Genomic DNA, 22,183 nt, shown 5'->3' with positions numbered 1-22,183 from the left:
CTGCCGCCGATCCGGCCTTCAACCGATCTTCCCCTCCGTTTTTTCCATCCGCCGATGCTTTCCATCTACAACACCCTGACGCGCAGCAAGGAAGCCTTCACCCCGATCGAACCCGGCAAGGTCCGCATGTATGTGTGCGGCATGACGGTGTATGACTTCTGCCACCTCGGCCACGCGCGCGTGATGGTGGTGTTCGACATGGTGGCGCGCTGGCTGCGCGCCAGCGGGCTGGATATGAACTACGTGCGCAACATCACCGACATCGATGACAAGATCATCCGCCGCGCGCAGGAGAACGGCGAGTCGATCCGCCAGCTGACCGACCGCTTCATCGCCGCGATGCACGAGGACGCCGATGCGCTCGGCGTGCTGCGCCCCGACCACGAGCCGCGCGCCACCGACTACGTCGTCCAGATGCAGAGCCTGATCTCGCGCCTCGAACAGAAAGGCCTGGCCTACGTCGCCGCCAACCGCGACGTCTGCTATGCGGTGCGCAAGTTCGACGGCTACGGCAAGCTGTCGGGCAAGTCGCTCGACGAGCTGCGGGCCGGCGAGCGGGTGGATGTCGCGCAGGACAAGAACGATCCGCTCGACTTCGTGCTGTGGAAGCACGCCAAGGTCGAAGAGCCGGGCGAAGTGAAGTGGGATTCGCCCTGGGGCGCTGGCCGTCCGGGCTGGCACATCGAATGCTCGGCGATGAGTTCCGAACTGCTGGGTGACCACTTCGACATCCACGGCGGCGGCATGGACCTGCAGTTTCCGCACCACGAGAACGAGATCGCCCAGTCCGAAGGCGCGCACGGCCACGCCTTCGTCAATTACTGGATGCACAACGGCTTCGTGCGTGTCGATGACGAGAAGATGTCGAAGTCGCTCGGCAACTTCTTCACCATTCGCGAAGTGCTGCAGAAGTACGACGCCGAAGTGGTGCGCTTCTTCATCTTGCGCGCCCATTACCGCAGCGCGCTGAACTACTCGGATGCGCATCTCGAGGATGCGCGCAGCGCGCTGACGCGGCTCTACACGGCCTTGAAGAACGTGCCGGCCGAAGGCGAGGGCGAGGTCGATTGGGACGAAGCCCATGCGAAGCGTTTCTGCGCGGCGATGGATGACGATTTCAACACCGCCGAAGCGATGGCGGTGCTGTTCGAGCTGGCCAACGAGGTCAATCGCAGCGTGTCGCCGGGACTGGCGCGGCAGCTGAAGGCGCTGGGCGCGGTGCTCGGCCTGCTGCAGCGCGATCCGGTGGCTTTCCTGCAGGCGGGAACACCGGATGCCGACGGGCTGGATGCGACGGCGATCGAAGCACGCATCGCCGCACGTGCGGCAGCCAAGAAGAACAAGGACTACGCCGAAGCCGACCGTATCCGCGCCGAACTGGCCGAAGCCGGCGTCGTGCTGGAGGATGGTGCGGGCGGCACGACCTGGCGCCGCGCCTGAGCGGTGTCCTGTCGGGGCGGAGCAGCCCCGATGACGAAAAAATGGCCTGCCATCTCCCGGATGGCAGGCCATTTTCATGCCTGGACAGGCGCGCCGGAAGAGCCGTGCGAGCGGATGGGCCGGCGAGGCCCATCGTCGCGGCCGCTCAGGTGCCGAAGAAATCCTTCACCTTGTCCATCCAGGACTTGGCCTTCGGGTTGTGGCGGTCGGCGTTGCCGCTGGATATCTCCTCGAATTCGCGCAGCAGTTCCTTCTGGCGCTCGGTGAGATTGACCGGCGTCTCGACCACGACATGGCAGAGCAGATCGCCATGCACCTGGCTGCGCACGTTCTTGATCCCCTTGCCGCGCAAGCGGAAGACCTTGCCGCTCTGCGTCTCGGCCGGGATCTTCAGCCGCGCCATGCCTTCCAGCGTCGGGATCTCGATCTCGCCGCCGAGCGCCGCGGTGGTGAAGCTCAGCGGCATCTCGCAGTGCAGATCGTCATGGTCGCGCTCGAACACGGCGTGCTTGCGGATGTGGATCTCGACGTAGAGATCGCCCGGCGGGCCGCCATTGACGCCCGGTTCGCCGTGGCCGCCGTGGCGCAGGCGCATGCCTTCGTCGATGCCGGCGGGGATCTTCACTTCCAGTGTCTTGTGCTTCTTGACCCGACCGGCGCCGCTGCAGTCGCGGCAGGGGTCGGGGATGATCTTGCCGCTGCCGTGGCACTTCGGGCAGGTCTGCTGGATCGAGAAGAAACCTTGCTGCACCCGCACCTGGCCGTGGCCGTTGCAGGTGGGGCAGGTCTTCGGCTGAGTGCCGGGCTTGGCGCCGCTGCCGTGGCAGGTGCCGCATTCCTCGACGGTGGGGATGCGGATGGTCTTTTCGGCACCGCGGGCGGCTTCCTCGAGCGTGATCTCGAGGTTGTAGCGCAGATCGGCGCCGCGATAGACGTTCGAGCGCCCGCCGCGGCCGCCGCCGAACAGGTCGCCGAAGATGTCGCCGAAGGCATCGGCGAAGCCGCCTTCGAAGCCCTGGCCGCCACCCATCGACTGGTCAACGCCGGCGTGGCCGTAACGATCGTAGGCGGCCCGCTTCTGCGCGTCGGAGAGCATCTCGTAGGCCTCCTTGGCCTCCTTGAACTTCTCCTCGGCTTCCTTGTTGTCCGGATTGCGGTCCGGGTGGTGCTTCATGGCCAGCTTGCGGTAGGCCTTCTTGATCTCGTCGTCGCCGGCGTCGCGGTTGACGCCGAGTACGTCGTAGTAATCCCTTTTGGACATGGTGCTTCGCTCAGTCTGGTCTCAAGCAAAGGCCGAGCCGGCGCCGGAGCAGGCTCCGGCGGGGCTCGGCCACGAAGGATTCGCCAGAACGACGATTACTTCTTGTCCTTCACTTCGGTGAATTCGGCATCCACCACGTCGGCGTCGTCGGCCTTGCCGCCGGACGACTGGGCGCCGGCGCCAGCCTGATCACCGCCTTCGGCCTGGGCCTGGGCATACATCTGCTCGCCCAGCTTCTGCGCGGCCGTCGCCAGGGCCTGGCTCTTGGCTTCGATGCCGTCCTTGTCGGAGCCCTTGATCGCCTCTTCGGCATCCTTGATCGCGGCTTCGATCCTGGCCTTGTCGTCGTCGCTCAGCTTGTCGCCGTACTCGCCCAGCGCCTTGCGCGTCGAATGCACCAACGCGTCGCACTGGTTGCGCGCGTCGACCAGCTCGTGCGCCTTCTTGTCTTCCTCGGCGTGCGCCTCGGCGTCGCGCACCATGCGCTCGACTTCGTCGTCCGACAGGCCGGAGTTGGCCTGGATCTTGATCTTGTTCTCCTTGCCGGTGGCCTTGTCCTTGGCCGATACGTGCAGGATGCCGTTGGCATCGATGTCGAAGGTGACCTCGATCTGCGGCATGCCGCGCGGTGCCGGCGGGATGTCGGACAGGTTGAACTGGCCCAGGCTCTTGTTGCCGGAAGCCATCTCGCGCTCGCCCTGCAGCACGTGGATGGTCACTGCGCTCTGGTTGTCGTCGGCGGTGGAGAACACCTGCGAGGCCTTAGTCGGGATCGTGGTGTTCTTCTGGATCAGCTTGGTCATCACGCCGCCCAGGGTCTCGATGCCGAGCGACAGCGGGGTGACGTCGAGCAGCAGCACGTCCTTGACTTCGCCCTGCAGCACGCCGCCCTGGATCGAGGCGCCGACGGCCACGGCTTCGTCGGGGTTCACGTCCTTGCGCGGCTCCTTGCCGAAGAATGCCTTGACCTTCTCCTGCACCATCGGCATGCGGGTCTGGCCGCCGACCAGGATCACGTCGTCGATGTCGGACACCTTCAGGCCGGCATCCTTCAGTGCGACGCGGCAGGGCTCGATCGAACGCTCGACCAGATCCTCGACCAGCGCCTCGAACTTGGCACGGGTGATCTTGACCGCCAGGTGCTTCGGTCCCGAGGCGTCGGCGGTGATGTAGGGCAGGTTGACCTCGGTCTGCTGGCCGGACGACAGCTCGATCTTGGCCTTTTCGGCTGCTTCCTTCAGGCGCTGCAGCGCGAGCACGTCGTTCTTGAGGTCGACGCCCTGTTCCTTCTTGAACTCGGTGACGATGTAGTCGATCAGGCGCTGGTCGAAGTCCTCGCCGCCGAGGAAGGTGTCGCCGTTGGTCGCCAGCACTTCGAACTGGTGCTCGCCGTCGAGGTCGGCGATCTCGATGATCGAGATGTCGAAGGTACCGCCGCCGAGGTCATACACCGCGATCTTGGAGTCGCCCGGCTTCTTGTCCATGCCGAAGGCGAGCGCGGCGGCGGTCGGCTCGTTGATGATGCGCTTGACTTCCAGGCCGGCGATGCGGCCGGCGTCCTTGGTGGCCTGGCGCTGGCTGTCGTTGAAGTAGGCCGGCACGGTGATGACGGCTTCGGTCACTTCCTCGCCGAGGTAGTCTTCGGCGGTCTTCTTCATCTTGCGCAGCACTTCGGCCGATACCTGCGGCGGCGCGATCTTCTTGCCGCGCACTTCGACCCAGGCGTCGCCGTTGTCGGCCTTGGCGATGGTGAAGGGCATCAGGTCGATGTCCTTCTGCACTTCCTTCTCTTCGAAGCGGCGGCCGATCAGGCGCTTGATCGCGAACAGGGTGTTCCTGGCGTTGGTGACGGCCTGGCGCTTGGCCGGCGCGCCGCACAGGATTTCACCGTCTTCGGCATAGGCGACCACCGACGGGGTGGTGCGCGCGCCTTCGGAGTTCTCGATGACCTTCGGCTTGCCGCCTTCCATCACGGAAACGCAGCTGTTGGTGGTGCCGAGGTCGATGCCGATGATCTTGCCCATGAAAGTTCCTTTGTGTCTGAATGAGGTGAGGGAGCGGCGTGGCCGTCCGGTCTGGTTCGAATATGGGGCGGCGCGGCGCGGTTTCAAGCCGCCGCGCGCAGATTCCTTACTGTGCCTTGGCTTTGGCGACCATCACCAGTGCCGGGCGGATGACGCGCTCGTTGAGCAGATAGCCCTTCTGCAGCACGGTGACGACGGTGTTGGGTTCGGCATCCGCCTCGATGGCGCTGATCGCCTGGTGCTTGTTCGGATCGAACTTCTGGCCGAGCGGATTTTCTTCCGCCAGGCTGGCGCCTTCGAAGGCGGCGACGAGCTGCTTGAGCGTCAGCTCCACGCCTTCGCGCAGGTTCTCGAGGGTCTGGTTTTCCACCGCGAGCGCGGCTTCCAGGCTGTCCTTGACCGGCAGCATCGCGCCGGCGAACTTCTCGGCAGCGAACTTGCCTGCCTTGGCGATGTCTTCCTGCGCGCGGCGGCGGATGTTCTCGGTCTCGGCCTTGGCGCGCAGCCAGGCGTCGTGGTGTTCGGCGGCTTTCAACTCGGCCTGGCGCAGACTTTCTTCCAGGGCGTCCAGCGCGCTCGCCTTGCTGTCTTCTGCGGCCGGAGCATCTCCGGCGGGAGCGGTCTGCTGTTCGATTTCCGGCATGGCGTTCGGATTCTGGCTCGGGTCCTGCATGGGTTCTTGCTCCCTGTTGATGACTGTTCCTCGCCGTCATGTTGGGGCGAGCGGTTCGATTTCAAGAGGAAATTTTTGCTCGGGAGGCAGCCATTGCGGCAGGCTGCGTGCTGGCGCACAATAGCCCCCGCCGGAATTGGAGGAGGAGTGGCCCGCCCAGTCCGCGTCCTTCCGGACGTCAAGTGATGCTTGGCGTTTGCCTGTGTCAATGTTGTTGAATGTGTTCCTGATAGTCAGGAAGCCATAGGAGATATCGATGAAATTGAAGAAAGTTGCTGCCTGCGTCCTGCTGTCTGCCGCTGTCGCCCCGGCCTGGGCTGCCTGCGAGGCCACCATCGAAGGCAACGACATGATGCAGTTCAACGCCAAGGAAATCGTGGTCAACAAGAGCTGCAAGCAGTTCACCGTCACCCTGAAGCACACCGGCAAGCTGGCCAAGGCTGCGATGGGCCACAACTGGGTGCTGGCGAAGGATGCCGACGTCAAGGATCTGGCTGCCGAGGGTGCCAAGGCAGGCCCTGCCAAGGATTACCTGAATGACGGCGATGCGCGCATCGTCGCTCATACCAAGCTGATCGGTGGCGGCGAGTCCGATTCGGTCACGTTCGATGTTTCCAAGCTTGCTGCCGGCCAGAAGTACACCTACTTCTGCTCTTTCCCCGGCCACTGGGCAGTGATGAAGGGCGAACTGAAGTTCTGATCGGCCGTTTGCCGTTCGGGCCCGATGCGGCTCCGGACGGCATGGCAGGATGAAGGGGGAGCGCGTGCCGTGCTCCCCCTTTTTGCATGAGAGGGGGCGTCTGATGCCCTGCCGACATGCTTGCGAGCCCCTGGATTGTTTTTGGCGCGTGATTTTCCGGCGCATGTTGCGCGCCCCTTTGCCCGTCGTCCCCGTGTACCGCTCCTTTGACGGCTCTGCGACTGCAGTTCGGTCGAGAGAGGGGGCTCGTGGTAGCATTGACCGTTTTTGATTCAAGCGGCTTATGCCGCCTTCGAGCATGACCCAGTTCGCCAAGGAAACACTGCCGATCAGCCTCGAAGAGGAGATGCGGCACTCCTATCTCGATTACGCCATGAGCGTGATCGTGGGCCGCGCGCTCCCCGATGCGCGCGACGGCCTCAAGCCGGTGCACCGCCGTGTGCTGTTCGCGATGCACGAGCTGTCCAACGACTGGAACCGTGCCTACAAGAAATCCGCGCGTATCGTCGGCGACGTCATCGGTAAATACCATCCGCACGGCGACACCGCGGTGTATGACACCATCGTGCGCATGGCGCAGGATTTCTCGTTGCGCTACATGCTGGTCGACGGCCAGGGCAACTTCGGTTCGGTCGACGGCGACAACGCCGCGGCGATGCGCTACACCGAAATCCGCATGGCGCGCATCGGCCACGAACTGCTGGCCGACATCGACAAGGAGACGGTCGACTTCGGGCCGAACTACGACGGCTCGGAGAAGGAGCCGCTGGTCATGCCGGCGCGCATTCCAAACCTGCTGATCAACGGTTCGAGCGGCATCGCGGTCGGCATGGCGACCAACATCCCGCCGCACAACCTGGGCGAGATCGTCGACGCCTGCCTGAAGCTGCTGGCAGAGCCGGACACCGACATCGAGGCGCTGATCGACATCGTCAAGGCGCCCGATTTCCCGACTGCCGGCCTGATCTACGGCCTGCACGGCGTGCATGAAGGCTACCGCACCGGCCGTGGCAGGGTGGTGATGCGCGCGCGCACCCACTTCGAGCCGATCGGCAAGACCGACCGCCAGGCCATCGTCGTCGATGAGCTGCCTTACCAGGTCAACAAGCGCACCCTGCAGGAGCGCATGGCCGAGCTGGTCAACGAAAAGAAGATCGAAGGCATCAGCGAGATCCGCGACGAGTCCGACAAGTCCGGCATGCGCCTGGTGGTCGAGCTCAAGCGCGGCGAGATGCCCGAGGTGGTGCTGAACAAGCTGTTCAAGCACACCCAGCTGCAGGACAGCTTCGGCATGAACATGGTGGCGCTGGTCGATGGCAAGCCGCGCCTGCTGAACCTGAAGCAGATGCTGGTGTGCTTCCTCGAGCACCGGCGCGAGGTCGTCACCCGCCGCACCATCTTCGAACTGCGCAAGGCGCGCGACCGCGGCCACATCCTCGAAGGCCTGGCGGTGGCGCTGTCGAACGTCGACGAGATCATCGCCCTGATCAAGGCCGCGCCGACGCCGGCCGATGCCAAGCGCGGCCTGATGGAGCGCACCTGGCGCTCGCCGCTGGTCGAGGAGATGCTGTCGCGGGCGATGGCCGACAGCTACCGGCCGGAAGGGCTGGATGCGCAGTTTGGCCTGTCGGCGCAGGGTTATCGCCTGTCCGAGGCCCAGGCCCAGGCCATCCTGGAACTGCGCCTGCAGCGCCTGACCGGGCTGGAGCAGGACAAGATCGTCGGCGAGTACCGCGAAGTGATGGACATCATCACCGACCTGCTCGACATCCTTGCCCGCCCCGAGCGCATCACCGCGATCATCGTCGAGGAGCTGAGCGCGATCCGCAACCAGTTCGGCGATCCGCGCCGCTCGGAACTGGTGATGAACACCGCCGAGATCAACATCGAGGACCTGATCACGCCGGAAGACATGGTCGTGACCCTGTCGCACACCGGCTACTTCAAGCGCCAGCCGCTGGCCGACTACCGCGCCCAGCGCCGCGGCGGCCGCGGCAAGCAGGCGACCTCGATGAAGGACGAGGACTTCATCGACCATCTCTTCGTCGCCAACACCCACGACACCGTGCTGTGCTTCTCCAGCCGCGGCCGCTGCTACTGGCTGAAGGTGTACGAAGTGCCCGAAGGCACGCGCAACTCGCGCGGCAAGCCGATCGTCAATCTGTTCCCGCTGGTCGAAGGCGAGAAGATCACCGCCGTGCTGCCGATCAAGGAATTCGACGAGGAACACTTCGTCTTCATGGCGACCTCGGAAGGCACGGTCAAGAAGACCGCGCTGTCGGCCTTCTCCAACCCGCGCAAGGCCGGCATCATCGCGGTCAATCTGGATGACGGCGACCACCTGATCGGCGTCGCCATCACCGACGGCCAATGCGACGTGATGCTGTTCTCCGACGCCGGCAAGGCAGTGCGCTTCGCCGAGACCGACGTGCGCCCGATGGGCCGCGAAGCGCGCGGCGTGCGCGGCATGATGCTGGAAGACGGCCAGGCCGTGATCGCGATGCTGGTGGCCAAGGACGAGTCGCAGTCGGTGCTGACCGCGACCGAGAACGGCTACGGCAAGCGCACGCCGGTGGCCGAATACACCCGCCACGGCCGCGGCACCAAGGGCATGATCGCGATCCAGACCTCCGACCGCAACGGCAAGCTGGTCGGCGCGGTGCTGGTCGAGCCGGCCGACGAGGTGATGCTGATCTCGACCGGCGGCGTGCTGATCCGCACCAGCGTCGAGAGCATCCGCGAGATGGGCCGCTCGACCCAGGGCGTGACCCTGATCAATCTCGATGACGGCACTTTCCTCGCCAGCATCGAGAAGGTGGCGGAGTCGGAGTCCGACGAAAGCATGCGTGAGCCCGATGAAGCCGAGGGCGCCGAGAGCGAGCCGGGTGCCGCGGCCGACGGCGATGCGCAGGATGGCAACGGCGGCGAGGGCGATGCGCCTGCTGCCGACGGACAGGGAGAGGCCTGATGAGCCGCGTATGGAACTTCAGCGCCGGCCCGGCTGTGCTGCCCGAGGAAGTGCTGCGCCAGGCCGCCGACGAGATGCTCGACTGGCAGGGTTCGGGCATGGGTGTGATGGAGATGAGCCACCGCGGCAAGGAGTTCACCTCGATCGCCACCCAGGCCGAAGCCGACCTGCGCGAGCTGCTGGCCGTGCCGGCCAACTACCGCATCCTGTTCATGCAGGGCGGGGCGATCGCGGCGAACGCGATCATCCCGATGAACCTGATCGGCGACAAGCAGGTGGCCGACTACGTCGTCACCGGCTCGTGGTCGCAGAAATCTGAAAAGGAAGCGCGCAAGTACGCCCAGGTGAATATCGCCGCCACCTCGGCGGCGAGCGGCTTCACCACGGTGCCGCCGATGGCGGAGTGGAAATTGTCGGCCGATCCGGCCTATGTCTTCACCTGCACCAACGAGACCATCGGCGGCGTCGAATATCCCTTCGAGCCCGATCTGGCACGGATCGGCCGCGGCGAAGTGCCGGTGGTGGCCGACATGTCCTCGCACATCCTGTCGCGCGTGATCGACGTGTCGAAATACGGCTTGATCTTCGGCGGCGCGCAGAAGAACATCGGCCCGGCCGGCCTGACCATCGTCATCGTGCGCGAAGACCTGCTCGGCCGCGCGATGCCGCATTGTCCGGCGGCCTTCGATTTCAGGACCGTGGCCGAAAACGCGTCGATGTACAACACGCCGCCGACCTACGGCATCTACATCGCCGGCCTGGTGTTCCAGTGGATCAAGCGCCAGGGCGGCGTGGCGGCGATGGAAGCGCAGAACATCGCCAAGGCGGAACTGCTGTACGGCTTCCTCGACGGCAGCGATTTTTATGAAAATCGCGTCGATCCGGCCTGCCGTTCGCGCATGAACGTGCCTTTCTTCCTGAAGGACGAGAGCCTCAACGACGCTTTCCTGGCCGAGACGAAGACTGCCGGCCTGATGCAGTTGAAGGGCCACAAGTCGGTCGGAGGCATGCGAGCGTCGATCTACAACGCAATGCCGCTGGCCGGGGTGCAGGCGCTGGTGGACTTCATGCGCGACTTTGCCGCGCGCAAGGCTTGAATCGAAGGACCGAGCATGAGCGACGAACTGCTGAAGCTGCGCAACGAAATCGACCGCCTCGACGAGGAAATCCTCGTCCGCCTGTCCGAGCGTGCGCGCTGTGCACAGCGTGTGGGCGAGGTGAAGCAGGGCAAGCCCCCGTTCTACCGTCCCGAGCGCGAAGCCCAGGTGCTGCGCCGTCTGGCTGAACTCAACCAGGGGCCGTTGCCGGCCGATTCGGTCAAGACCATCTTCCGCGAGATCATGTCGGCCTGCCTGGGGCTGGAGCATCCGCAGCGCGTTGCCTATCTCGGTCCGGCCGGGACTTTTTCCGAGAGCGCCAGCCGCAAGCAGTTCGGCTCCGCGCCCGGCTTCATGCCGATGGCGACGATCGAGGACGTGTTCCGCGCGGTCGAAGCCGGCAACGTCGATTACGGCGTCGTGCCGGTCGAGAATTCGACCGAAGGCGCGGTCAATATCACGCTCGACCTGCTGCTGGCGAGTCCGGTCAAGGTGTGCGGCGAAGTCAGGCTGCGCATCCATCAGCAACTGATGTCGCGTGCCGATGGCATCGGCGCCGCCAAGCGCCTGTATTCGCATGCGCAGTCGCTGGCGCAGTGCCACGAGTGGCTCAATCGAAATCTGCCGCACCTGCCGCGCATCCCGGTGGCAAGCAATGCCGAGGCGGCGCGGCTGGCGAGCGAGGACGCCGAGTCCTGCGCGATCGCGGGTGAGGCGGCAGCCCAGCTGTATGGCCTGAACATCCTGGCCCCGAACATCGAGGACAACCCCAACAACACCACGCGCTTCCTCGTCATCGCGAACCATGACGCCGGGCCTTCGGGCAGCGACCGCACGTCACTGGTGTTTTCGGCGCCGAACCGGCCGGGAGCGATCCATGCCTTGCTGGAGCCGCTGGCGCGCCACGGTGTGGACATGACCAAGCTGCAGTCGCGCCCTGCGCAGTCGGGCCTGTGGGAGTACGTGTTCTACGCCGACATCAACGGCCATCGCGATGATGCCGAAGTCGCCGCCGCGCTTGCGGAACTGGCCAATCGTGCTGCTTTCCTGAAGGTGCTCGGCTCCTATCCGATCGCCGCGATCTGACACTCTGAATCCAGGCATTCAACGAACGAGGCCACGTGCCATCAAGGAGACAGCCATGAGCGTAGCAAGCCGTGCCCCGGACCATATCCGCGCCATCATGCCCTACCAGCCGGGCAAGCCGATCTCCGAGCTGGCGCGGGAGATGGGGCTTGCCGAGTCCAGCATCGTCAAGCTCGCATCGAACGAGAATCCGCTGGGCATGAGCACGCGCGCCCGCGATGCGGCGCGCGCTGCATTGACCGATCTGGCGCGCTACCCGGATGGCGGCGCCTTCGCCTTGAAGGCGGCGCTGTGCCGCAAGCTCGAGGTGCAGCCCGAACAACTGGTGATCGGCAACGGCTCCAATGACATCCTCGAGATCGCCTCGCAGGCTTTCCTTCGCCCCGGGTGTTCGGCGGTGTATGCCCAGCATGCTTTCGCCGTCTATCCGCTGGCGACGCAGGCGCGCGGCGCGCGCGGCGTCGAAGTGCCGGCGCGGAACTTCGGCCACGACCTGGATGCAATGGCGGCAGCGATCTCGCCCGATACCCGCATCGTCTTCATCGCCAACCCCAACAATCCGACCGGAACTTTCCTGCCCGGCAAGGACATCGAGGCTTTCCTGGACAAGGTGCCGCGAGACGTGCTGGTGGTGCTCGACGAGGCCTATACCGAATACCTGGCGCCGGCGCAGCGCTACGATGCCATTGCCTGGATCGAGCGTTTTCCCAACCTGCTGGTGTCGCGCACTTTCTCCAAGGCCTACGGCCTGGCCGGACTGCGGGTAGGCTACGGCGTCGCGAATGCCGAGGTGGCGGACCTGATGAACCGGGTGCGCCAGCCCTTCAACGTCTCCAGCGTCGCGCTGGCGGCGGCCGAAGCGGCGCTGGCTGACGAGGAGTTCCTGGCGCAGTCGGCGGAACTGAACCGGCGCGGCATGCAGCAGCTCACCGATGCCTTCGTGGCGATGGGGCTGGAGTGGATTCCGTCGGCAGGCAACTTCGTCACCTTCAAGGTCGGTGATGCTGCCGGAGTCAACCGCGCCTTGCTGCAGCAGGGCGTGATCGTGCGGCCGATCGCCGGCTATGGCATGCCGCACTGGCTGCGGGTGTCGATCGGGTTGCCGGAAGAGAACGCGCGCTTCATTGCTGCGCTGAAGCGGGCGCTGGCCTGATGGAAGGCCGCAGGACTGCGCCGCTGATCGGCAGGCTCGTCATCTGCGGTGTCGGCCTGATCGGCGGCTCGTTCGCGCTCGGCCTGCGGCGTGCCGGGGCGGTCGGCCGCATCGTCGGCATCGGCCGGCGGCGCGAGCCGCTGGAGCGCGCACTGGAATTGGGTGTCATCGACGAGATCGCCGATGATTGGGCCTCGGCGCTGACCGGTGCCGACCTGGTGCTGCTCGCCGCGCCGGTGGGGCAGATGGATATGATCATGGCGACGATGGCGCCGCACCTGGGCGCCGGGACGGTGGTCACCGATGCCGGCAGCACCAAGCGCGACGTGATCGAAGCCATCCATCGCCACTTCGGTGCGCAGCTGCCGCAGATCGTCCCGGCCCATCCGATCGCGGGTGCCGAGAAGAGCGGCGTGGATGCCGCCTTTGCCGATCTCTACGTCAAGCGCAAGGTGGTGCTGACGCCGCTGCCCGAGAGCCGGGCCGATGCGGTCGAACTGGTGCGGGCGGCCTGGCTGGCCTGCGGCGCCAGTGTGGTCGACATGACGCCGCAGGACCACGACCGCGTGTTCGCCGCCGTCAGCCACCTGCCGCACTTGCTTGCTTTCGGCCTGGTGGACGACCTGGCTCGGCGCGACAATGCGCAATTGCTGTTTTCGCACGCGGCCAGCGGCTTCCGCGACTTCACCCGCATCGCCGGCAGCCATCCGGAAATGTGGCGCGACATCTGCGTCGCCAATCGGGTGGCGCTGCTGACCGAACTGGATGCCTATCTCGGCGAACTGGCCAGCCTGCGGCAGATGCTCGCGGCGGGCGATGGCAATGCACTCGAAACCGTCTTCGACCGCGCCCGGCGCGCCCGCAACGCCTGGGCCGAAGGCCTGCCGGTGCAGACGGCGGAATGACTCATCGACCGGGCCGGACTGTCAGCCGGCCCGGGATTCGTCCCGTACGCGGGGCCTGCTTGTAGAGACGAAACATGGAATTCCTCGACCTGTCTCCGATGCTGGGCGCGAGCGGCAGCGTGCGTCTGCCCGGCTCCAAGAGCATCTCCAACCGCGTGTTGCTGCTCGCCGCGCTGGCCGAAGGCCGCACCGAGATCCGCGACCTGCTGTCCTCCGACGACGTCGAGCGCATGCTGGAAGCGCTGCAGGCGCTCGGGGTGCGCTGGCAGCGCAAGGGCGATACGCTGGATTACGCGGTCGATGGCGTCGGTGGGCCGTTTCCGGTCAAGGCCGCGGAGCTGTTCCTCGGCAATGCCGGCACCGCCTTCCGGCCGCTGACCGCGGCGCTGGCGCTGTCCGGCGGCGAATACCGGCTGTCGGGCGTGCCGCGCATGCACGAGCGTCCGATCGGCGATCTGGTCGAGGCGCTGCGTCAGCTCGGCGCCGACATCGCCTGCACCGCGAACGAAGGTTATCCGCCGCTGCACATCAAGCCGGCGTCGATCAGTCCGGGCGGCGTGGTCAGGGTGCGGGGCGACGTTTCCAGCCAGTTCCTCACCGCGCTGCTGATGGCCCTGCCGCTGACCGGGGTGCAGACCACGGTCGAAGTCGTCGGTGAACTGATCTCCAAGCCCTACATCGCGATCACGCTGGAGTTGATGGCACGCTTCGGCGTCGAGGTCGAGCAGCAGGGCTGGGAGCGCTTCGTCGTGCCGGGCGGTGCGCGTTATCACAGCCCGGGCACGGTGTTCGTCGAAGGCGATGCCTCTTCCGCCTCGTACTTCCTCGCTGCCGGTGCGATCGGCGGCGGGCCGCTGCGGGTCGAAGGCGTCGGCCGCAGCAGCATCCAGGGCGACGTCCGTTTTGCCGAGGCGCTGGAGCAGCTCGGCGCGCGGATCACCATGGGCGACAACTGGATCGAGGCCTCGGCGCCCGAATCGGGCGTGCTGAAGGCTTTCGATCTCGATCTGAACCACATCCCGGATGCGGCGATGACGCTGGCGGTCGCCGCGCTGTTCGCCGACGGTCCGTGCCGGCTGCGCAACATCGCCAGCTGGCGGGTCAAGGAAACCGACCGCATCGCGGCGATGGCGATCGAACTGCGCAAGGTCGGCGCTGAAATCGAGGAGGGCGCGGACTACCTGTGTGTGACGCCGCCCGCGCGCCTGCTGCCGGCGGCGATCGATACCTACGACGACCACCGCATGGCGATGTGCTTCTCGCTCGTGAGCCTGGGCGGCTGCCGCGTGCGGATCAACGATCCGAAGTGCGTGAACAAGACCTTCCCCGGCTATTTCGATGCTTTCGCCACGGTGACGCGGCTGGTGCCGGTGATCGCGATCGACGGCCCATCGGCATCGGGCAAGGGCACGGTGGCCGAGCGTGTCGCCGCCGCGCTCGGCTGGAAGGTGCTCGACAGCGGTTCGCTGTACCGCATCGTCGCGCTGGCGGCGACGCGCGCTGGCGTCGCGCTCGACGACGAAGCGGGCGTCGCCGCGATCGCCGCCCGCCTGCCGGCGCGCTTCGAGGATGGCAGGGTGCTGCTCGGCGGTGATGACATCACCACCGACATCCGCAGCGAAGCCTGCTCGGCGGGTGCCTCGAAGGTCGCGGTGCTGCCGGCGGTGCGCGAAGCGCTGCTCGGCCGTCAGCGCGACTATCGTGTGGCGCCCGGGCTGGTCGGCGACGGCCGCGACATGGGCTCGGTGATATTCCCGGATGCGCAGCTCAAGGTCTTCCTGACCGCGACGGCCGAGGCGCGTGCCGGGCGCCGTTATAAGCAGTTGATCGAAAAGGGTTTGCCTGCTAACATGCAAAGTCTTCTGGACGACCTTCGGGAACGTGACGCGCGCGATGCGGCACGGCCCGTTGCGCCGCTCGTGAAGTTGCCGGATGCGGTGCTGCTCGATACGACCGAACTGGACGTCGAGGGTGCCGTGGCTTTCGTGCTCGATCTCGTGCGGGATCGGGGGCTGGCCGCCGGTTGAAGTGCCGCGCGCAGGGGTGCGAACCCAGGCGCGTTTTTTCTTAATCTCACTTTTTTGCCGTCGCACGGCGGTCCCGGATTTATCCCTCATGTCCAACGCCACCCCCGCCTTTGAAGAAAGCTTTGCCGCTCTTTTCGAGGAAAGCCTTGCCCTGCAGGAAATGCGCACCGGTGAAGTCATCACCGCCGAGGTCGTGCGCATCGATCAGAACTTCGTCGTCGTCAATGCCGGCCTGAAGTCCGAAAGCTATGTTCCCGTCAACGAGTTCCGCAACGACCGCGGCGAACTCGAAGTCAACGTCGGCGATTTCATCCACGTTGCCATCGACGCGCTGGAAGACGGCTTCGGCGAAACCCGCCTGTCGCGCGAGAAGGCCAAGCGCATCGCCGCCTGGAACGACCTCGAGAAGGCCCTCAACGAAGGCTCGCTGGTCAAGGGCGTCATCACCGGCCGCGTCAAGGGTGGCCTGACCGTCATGACCAACAGCATCCGCGCCTTCCTGCCGGGCTCGCTGGTCAACATGCGTCCGGTCAAGGACACCACGCCGTACGAAGGCAAGGAATACGAATTCAAGGTCATCAAGCTCGACCGCAAGCGCAACAACGTCGTCGTCTCGCGCCGTGCCGTGCTGGAAGAGTCGATGGGCGAAGAGCGCGAGAAGCTGCTCGCCAACCTCAAGGAAGGCACCGTCATCAAGGGTATCGTCAAGAACATCACCGACTACGGTGCGTTCGTCGACCTGGGCGGCATCGATGGCCTGCTGCACATCACCGACCTGGCCTGGCGCCGCGTCCGTCACCCGAGCGAAGTGCTCAACGTCGGTGACGAGATCGAAGCCAAGGTGCTCAAGTTCGACCAGGAGAAGAACCGCGTCTCGCTGGGCCTGAAGCAGCTGGGCGAAGATCCGTGGGTCGGCATCTCGCGCCGCTACCCGCAAGGCACCCGCCTGTTCGGCAAGGTCACCAACATCACCGACTACGGCGCCTTCGTCGAAGTCGAGCAGGGCATCGAAGGCCTGGTGCACGTGTCCGAAATGGACTGGACCAACAAGAACATCCATCCGACCAAGGTCGTCCAGCTGGGCGACGAAGTCGAAGTGATGATCCTCGAGATCGACGAAGACCGCCGCCGCATCTCGCTGGGCATGAAGCAGTGCATGTCCAACCCGTGGGACGATTTCGCCATCAACCACAAGAAGGGCGACAAGGTCCGCGGCCAGATCAAGTCGATCACCGACTTCGGCGTTTTCATCGGCCTGGAAGGCGGCATCGACGGCCTGGTGCACCTGTCCGACCTGTCGTGGAGCGAGCAGGGCGACGAAGCCGTGCGCCGCTTCAAGAAGGGCGACGAAGTCGAAGCCGTGGTGCTGGCGATCGACGTCGAGCGCGAGCGCATCTCGCTGGGCATCAAGCAGCTGGAAGGCGACCCCTACACCAACTTCATCGCCACCCACGAGAAGAACACCCTCGTGCGCGGCACCGTGAAGTCGGTCGATGCGCGTGGCGCCGTGATCTCGCTGGGTGACGACGTCGAAGCCTACCTGCGCGCCTCCGAGGCCGCTGCCCACCGCGTCGATGACCTGACGACGATGCTGAAGGAAGGCGACGAAGTCGAGGCGATGGTGATCAACGTCGATCGCAAGACCCGTTCGATCAACCTGTCGATCCGCGCCAAGGATCAGGCCGAGCAGAACGAAGCCATGAACAAGCTGGCTTCCGACAGCTCCGCCGCGTCCGGCACGACCAACCTGGGTGCGCTGCTGAAGGCCAAGCTGAACGAGCAGAAGCAGTAAGCAAGCAGATCATGACCAAATCGGAGCTGATCGCCCAGCTTGCGGAGCGTTTTCCGCAACTGGTCGCAAAGGATGCCGATTACGCGGTCAAGATGATCCTCGATGCGATGACCGACGCGCTTGCGCGCGGGGATCGCATCGAGATCCGCGGGTTTGGCAGTTTCGCGCTGAACTATCGTCCGCCCCGCGTCGGACGCAATCCCAAGTCGGGCGAGAAGGTGCACGTGCCGGAAAAGTACGTGCCGCACTTCAAGGCCGGCAAGGAATTGCGCGAGCGCGTGGACCTCGCTGGCTGAGCAGCTGGGCCGGATTCGGCTGGTGAGTTCAGCCACCAACGGGCGATCGACCGCGCGGCGATCGGATGCAAGCCAGGCTTGCGAGTGGCAACAGATGCAGTAGTGGAAGGCGGCCCGATGGCCGCCTTTCTTCTTTTTTGCCGCGTGCTCGGTGATAATGGCGCCATGCGCGCAATCATGTGGTTCATCCGCCTCCTGCTGTTCATCCTGCTGTTCGGGTTCGCGATCAAGAACGATCATCTGGCGACCCTGAACTTCTTCTTTGGCGGGCAGTGGCAGCTTCCCCTGGTATTCGTCATCCTCGTCAGCTTTGCTGCGGGCGCCTTGCTGGGGGTCACCGCGACTTTCGCTTCACTGCTGCGCCAGCGCCGCGAGATATCCCAGCTTCGTCGTCAACTGGAGCGGGAACGCGCTGAACGCGAGCGGACGGCCAATGCGGCCGAACCGGCAGTTGAACATCCAGATGCCCGGCCTTTCCTGAGCGTTCTGCCGTCCCATGGAAATCGAACTCTGGTGGCTGCTGGCCCTTCCGTTGTTCTTTGCGCTGGGCTGGCTCGCCGCCCGTATCGACATCCGCCAGGTGGTTCAGGAGTCGCGGGCGCTGCCGCGCTCCTATCTGTCCGGGCTGAATTTCCTGCTCAACGAGCAGCCTGACAAGGCGATCGACTCCTTCGTCGAAGCCGTGCGCATCGATCCGCAGACGATCGAACTGCATTTCGCCCTCGGCAGCCTGTTCCGGCGCCGCGGCGAGACCGACCGGGCGATCCGCATCCACCAACTGCTGGTCGACCGCGAGGACATCAGCGAGGAGCAGCGCCTGCAGGCGCTCGGCGAACTCGGCCAGGATTTCCTCAAGGCCGGCCTGCTCGACCGTGCAGAAGAGGTGTTCGTCCGCCTGCGCGGCACGCGCGCCGATGCGCTGGCCTTGCGCTACTTGCTGGAGATCTATCAGCAGGAGAAGGACTGGGCGAAGGCTATCGAAGTGGCTGATGCGCTGCCGGGCCACGAAAGCCTGATGTGGCGGACCGAAGTGGCGAACTTCCATTGTGAACTGGCGTCGGCTGCGCTGGCGAACTCGAAGCAGGATGAGGCCGAGCGCCACGTCGAGGCGGCGCTCTCGGTCAATCCGCGCTGCGTGCGCGCGAGCCTGATCCGTGGCGACATCTGCGCTGCACAGGGCCGGGAGCAGGACGCCTTGACGGCCTGGAAGCGGATCGAGAATCAGGACCCGGTCTATCTCGCTCTGGCCGCCGAGCGCATCATGGATGCCTATGGCCGCCTGGGGAGGCTGGAAGAGGGGCACCAGTTGCTGCGCGCCTGGCTCGACAGCCATGCTTCGCTCGATCTGCTCGACGAGCTTTTCCATTGGGAAATGGACAAGCAGGGCCCGCAGGCGGCCTACGACCTGGTGCGTGAGGAACTGCGCCGCAACCCCACGCTGCTGGGCCTGGACAAGCTGCTCGAAGCCGCGCTGCTGACGGTGCCGAGCGAGCAGCGCGGCGACGTCGAACTGATCAAGCAACTGATCCATGGCCATACCCGCAAGGTCGCGCGCTATCGCTGCGACGCCTGCGGCTTCAAGGCCCGGCAGTTCCATTGGCGCTGCCCGGCCTGCGGCGGCTGGGAAACCTACCCGCCGCGGCGAACCGAAGAATTCGATCTGACGCCCTGAGCGACCTGAAGCAGCCACCTGCCTCATTCCGAGACCCCGACACATGGAATTCAAGACGCTGGAAGATTATGTCGGCCACACCCCGCTGGTGAGGCTGAAACGCATCAACGCCGGCCGCAACAACGTCATCCTGGCCAAGCTCGAAGGCAACAACCCGGCTGGTTCGGTCAAGGACCGGCCGGCATTGTCGATGGTGATGCGTGCCGAGGCGCGCGGCGAGATCAAGCCCGGCGACACGCTGATCGAAGCGACCAGCGGCAATACCGGCATCGCGTTGGCGATGGCGGCGGCGATGCGCGGCTACCGCATGATCCTGGTGATGCCGGAGAACCAGAGCGTGGAGCGGCGCCAGACGATGCGCGCCTTCGGCGCCGAACTGGTGCTGACGCCGACGTCCGGCGGCATGGAGATGGCGCGCGACATCGCCGACAGGATGCGCGACGAAGGCAAGGGCATCATCCTCGACCAGTTCGCCAATCCGGACAATCCGCTCGCCCATTACGAAGGCACCGGCCCCGAGATCTGGGAGCAGACGGGCGGCCGCGTGACCCATTTCGTCAGCTCGATGGGCACCACCGGCACCATCATGGGAACTTCGCACTTCCTCAAGGAAAAGAACCCCGAGATCCAGATCGTCGGCTGCGAGCCGGAAGAGGGTTCGCAGATTCCGGGCATCCGCAAGTGGCCGGAAGCCTATCTGCCGAAGATCTTCGAGCGTCCGCGGGTCGATCGCGTCGAACGCGTCAGCCAGGCCGAGGCGGAGGAAATGACCCGCCGGCTGGCGCGCGAGGAAGGCATCTTTGCCGGCATCTCTTCCGGTGGCTCGATGCACGTCGCGCTGCGGCTGGCCGCCGAGCTCGAGAATGCGGTGATCGTGTCCATTGTCTGCGACCGTGGCGACCGCTATCTGTTCGACGGGCGTGTTTCCGGCCTGAGAGGGCACTGCGGGCCACGGCGGCAGGAGTCGTCGCCCGCTGCTGCCTGATCCTGCTGATGCTGGCGGCAGCACTGCCGGTACAGGGTATCGAACGCATCCTGCTGTCGATCGGCGACATACGCGCCCCCGGGCTGTCGGTGCACGGCATTGAGCTGCAGTTCACGGCCGGCAGGGCTGCGCCGGAACTGCGCATTGCTCACCTGGTACTGGGCGGGCGGCACTGGCGTGGATTGCATCTGCGCTGCCCCGAGGCCAATGCCCCATACCCGGAGATACGCTGCAAGAGCGGTGAAGTCCGCGTCGGTGAGCAGCGCCTGCCCCTGAGCATCGATTTCCGCCTCGATCCATTGACCTATGCTTTCGATGCCGAACTTCGGCTGTCGTCGGCTGCGGTTGTGGAGATTCACCATGACGGTGGAGGCCAGCTCGAAGCTGCCTTGAAACGCTTCGATATCGAAGAACTGGGCGAGGACTTGGCCATCCTCGCGGAGATGGTTTCGCCAGCGCTCGTGGCCGAATTGAAGCGTTATTCAGCCAAGGGACGCATCGATGCCACGCTGGCGTGGCAGCAGGCCGGCGATGCAGGGTCGCATGACACGCTGCGCCTGAAGGCGCAACTGCATGACGCCGGCTTTGCCAGCCCGGATGGACTGCAGGCGGCCGAAAACGTGGCGCTGTCACTCGAGTTGATGGCGAAAACCCTGGCGGGGGGGTGGGACTGGCAGGGGCGGCTGGCCTGGGAGGGGGGCGAAGCCTACCTGCATCCGCTTTACCTGCAGGCAGGGCCGGTATTGCACGCGGAAGGCCGGCTGAACGACGAAGAGCTCGTGCTGAACATGGCGATGCTGGAACTCGAGGGTGTCGATCGGCTCATCCTGACCGCCCGCCTTGCGCTTGCCCCGTGGGCGCTGCGGGACCTCACGCTGTCGCTGGCCCGCGGCGACCTCGCGATTCTAGGCCCACACTGGATCACGCCGATGCTGGCGCCGGCATTGGCGGATCGACTGCGCTTTGCCGGCCATGTCGGTGCGGGAGCCGAGATCAAGGACGGGAGGCTGCTCTCGTTGGATCTGGTTTTCGACGAAGCCGGCGTCAGCCTCGCCGGTGCGGATGAAGTCGGCGAAACCCGTGGGCGTGTGCTGGCTTTCGGCCCGCTGTCGGGCCATCTGCCCTGGTCGGCGTTGGCGCCGACGCGTGCCAGCTTCCAGGTTCAGGGCGGGCATTGGGAGGCCCTGTCACTTGGCGCCTTCGGTGTTGACGCCTTGCTTGATGGTAGACAGCTTGCGTTCGAGCAGATACGCATTCCGCTGCTCGACGGCGCCCTGGTCCTGGATGGCCTGACGCTCGAATACGGCGAGGAGGGTTGGCGGGGGCAGGGTGGCGTGGTCGTCGAGCCGTTGTCGGTGGCCTTGCTGACCGGGGCGCTCGGCTGGCCGACGATGTCGGGCACCCTGTCCGCCTCGCTACCGGGGATGCGCGTCAGCACGGGCGAGATCGCGCTGGATGGCGCGTTGGTGGTTTCGGTGTTCGATGGCTACCTGCAGGCGACCGGTTTACGCGTCAACGAGCCTTTCGGCGTCGCGTCTCATCTGCGCGCAGACGTCGAGGCCCGCCATCTGGATCTGTCACAGCTCACCGATACCTTCAGCTTCGGCAGCATCAGCGGCTATGTCGATGCCGACGTACGGGAACTGGAACTGGCCGGCTGGCGACCCGTTGCGTTCGATCTGCGGCTTGCCAGCAGCCCAGGGAGTTATCGCCGGCGCATCAGCCAGCGGGCAGTGCAGAACATCGGCGCGCTGGGCGGTGGCGGCGCGATCGCCGCGCTGCAGCGCGGCGTGCTGAGCGTGTTCGACACTTTCGGCTACAGTGAGCTGGGTTTCCATTGCACGCTGGTCAACGGTGTCTGCGAGATGAGCGGAATCGCTGGCCGCGAGCGGCCGGACGGCGGCTTTCCCATCGTGCGTGGCGGCGGCATCCCGGCGCTGGATGTCATCGGCTACAATCGCCGCGTCGATTGGCAGGAGCTGGTTGACCGGATCCGGCGTGTGATCGAGAACAACGTCTCGCCCGAGTTGCACTGATTCAGGCCGGCAGGCGCCGGGTCCTGCAGGAGGACTGAATGTCATTCTTTCGTATCCGATCGTTGCTG

16 protein-coding genes and 1 pseudogene are annotated in these 22,183 nt (G+C 65.4%); 14 read left to right on the top strand and 3 right to left on the bottom strand.

Annotated elements, in window-relative coordinates; all coding sequences use genetic code 11:
* Positions 1-54: 54 nt before the first annotated feature.
* The gene (gene cysS / locus QM748_RS08210; RefSeq protein ID WP_415246505.1) at positions 55-1,440 is read left to right on the top strand and encodes a cysteine--tRNA ligase; all 1,386 of its coding nucleotides are present in this window, start codon (positions 55-57) and stop codon (positions 1,438-1,440) included.
* 145 nt (positions 1,441-1,585) lie between these two features.
* On the opposite strand, the gene dnaJ is transcribed toward cysS, so the two are convergent.
* The 3 genes from dnaJ to grpE all read right to left on the bottom strand — a co-directional run bounded on the left by dnaJ (position 1,586) and on the right by grpE (position 5,398).
* The gene (gene dnaJ, locus QM748_RS08205; protein ID WP_415246504.1) at positions 1,586-2,701 is read right to left on the bottom strand and encodes a molecular chaperone DnaJ; all 1,116 of its coding nucleotides are present in this window, start codon (positions 2,699-2,701) and stop codon (positions 1,586-1,588) included.
* Between the two features lie 95 nt (positions 2,702-2,796).
* On the bottom strand, positions 2,797-4,725 hold the full coding sequence (gene dnaK, locus QM748_RS08200) for a molecular chaperone DnaK (protein WP_415246503.1): 1,929 nt from the start codon (positions 4,723-4,725) through the stop codon (positions 2,797-2,799).
* Between the two features lie 106 nt (positions 4,726-4,831).
* Positions 4,832-5,398, bottom strand: coding sequence for a nucleotide exchange factor GrpE (grpE, locus tag QM748_RS08195; RefSeq protein ID WP_415246502.1), 567 nt, complete (start codon positions 5,396-5,398; stop codon positions 4,832-4,834).
* Positions 5,399-5,654: 256 nt separating this feature from the next.
* Between grpE and azu the strand changes: the two genes are divergently transcribed.
* The 13 genes and pseudogenes from azu to QM748_RS08130 all read left to right on the top strand — a co-directional run bounded on the left by azu (position 5,655) and on the right by QM748_RS08130 (position 22,115).
* Entirely contained in the window at positions 5,655-6,098 is a 444-nt protein-coding gene (gene azu, locus QM748_RS08190; RefSeq protein WP_415246501.1) for an azurin, read from the top strand.
* A 298-nt stretch (positions 6,099-6,396) separates the two neighbouring features.
* Positions 6,397-9,066: a DNA gyrase subunit A gene (gene gyrA / locus QM748_RS08185; protein WP_415246500.1), complete on the top strand. Its 2,670-nt coding sequence runs from the start codon at positions 6,397-6,399 to the stop codon at positions 9,064-9,066.
* Complete coding sequence (gene serC, locus QM748_RS08180; protein ID WP_415246499.1) at positions 9,066-10,163, top strand: 3-phosphoserine/phosphohydroxythreonine transaminase; 1,098 nt, start codon at positions 9,066-9,068, stop codon at positions 10,161-10,163. Before gyrA ends, serC begins: the two co-directional genes overlap by 1 nt.
* Positions 10,164-10,178: 15 nt before the next feature.
* The gene (gene pheA / locus QM748_RS08175; RefSeq protein WP_415246498.1) at positions 10,179-11,249 is read left to right on the top strand and encodes a prephenate dehydratase; all 1,071 of its coding nucleotides are present in this window, start codon (positions 10,179-10,181) and stop codon (positions 11,247-11,249) included.
* Positions 11,250-11,304: 55 nt separating this feature from the next.
* A complete protein-coding gene (gene hisC / locus QM748_RS08170; protein WP_415246497.1) occupies positions 11,305-12,402 on the top strand; it encodes a histidinol-phosphate transaminase in 1,098 nt (365 codons plus the stop codon).
* The gene (locus tag QM748_RS08165) at positions 12,402-13,307 is read left to right on the top strand and encodes a prephenate dehydrogenase (RefSeq protein ID WP_415246496.1); all 906 of its coding nucleotides are present in this window, start codon (positions 12,402-12,404) and stop codon (positions 13,305-13,307) included. Before hisC ends, QM748_RS08165 begins: the two co-directional genes overlap by 1 nt.
* A 74-nt stretch (positions 13,308-13,381) precedes the next feature.
* Positions 13,382-15,334, top strand: a complete 1,953-nt coding sequence (locus tag QM748_RS08160; RefSeq protein WP_415246495.1) for a bifunctional 3-phosphoshikimate 1-carboxyvinyltransferase/cytidylate kinase — start codon at positions 13,382-13,384, stop codon at positions 15,332-15,334.
* Positions 15,335-15,422: 88 nt separating this feature from the next.
* A complete protein-coding gene (rpsA, locus tag QM748_RS08155; RefSeq protein WP_415246494.1) occupies positions 15,423-17,126 on the top strand; it encodes a 30S ribosomal protein S1 in 1,704 nt (567 codons plus the stop codon).
* An 11-nt stretch (positions 17,127-17,137) separates the two neighbouring features.
* On the top strand, positions 17,138-17,422 hold the full coding sequence (locus QM748_RS08150; protein WP_068637056.1) for an integration host factor subunit beta: 285 nt from the start codon (positions 17,138-17,140) through the stop codon (positions 17,420-17,422).
* A gap of 165 nt (positions 17,423-17,587) precedes the next feature.
* A pseudogene (locus QM748_RS08145) lies at positions 17,588-17,884 on the top strand (LapA family protein); the annotation flags it as partial.
* Positions 17,885-17,918: 34 nt separating this feature from the next.
* Complete coding sequence (gene lapB, locus QM748_RS08140; RefSeq protein ID WP_415246493.1) at positions 17,919-19,094, top strand: lipopolysaccharide assembly protein LapB; 1,176 nt, start codon at positions 17,919-17,921, stop codon at positions 19,092-19,094.
* Positions 19,095-19,137: 43 nt separating this feature from the next.
* Positions 19,138-20,079: a cysteine synthase CysM gene (gene cysM / locus QM748_RS08135; RefSeq protein WP_415246492.1), complete on the top strand. Its 942-nt coding sequence runs from the start codon at positions 19,138-19,140 to the stop codon at positions 20,077-20,079.
* Between the two features lie 8 nt (positions 20,080-20,087).
* Positions 20,088-22,115: a hypothetical protein gene (locus QM748_RS08130; protein ID WP_415246491.1), complete on the top strand. Its 2,028-nt coding sequence runs from the start codon at positions 20,088-20,090 to the stop codon at positions 22,113-22,115.
* The last annotated feature ends 68 nt before the right edge of the window (positions 22,116-22,183 follow it).

Source organism: Thauera sp. (assembly GCF_047601425.1).
Classification (GTDB): domain Bacteria; phylum Pseudomonadota; class Gammaproteobacteria; order Burkholderiales; family Rhodocyclaceae; genus Thauera.
Note: the sequence above shows the minus strand (reverse complement) of the source record. Positions and strands in the feature narration are given on the sequence as shown.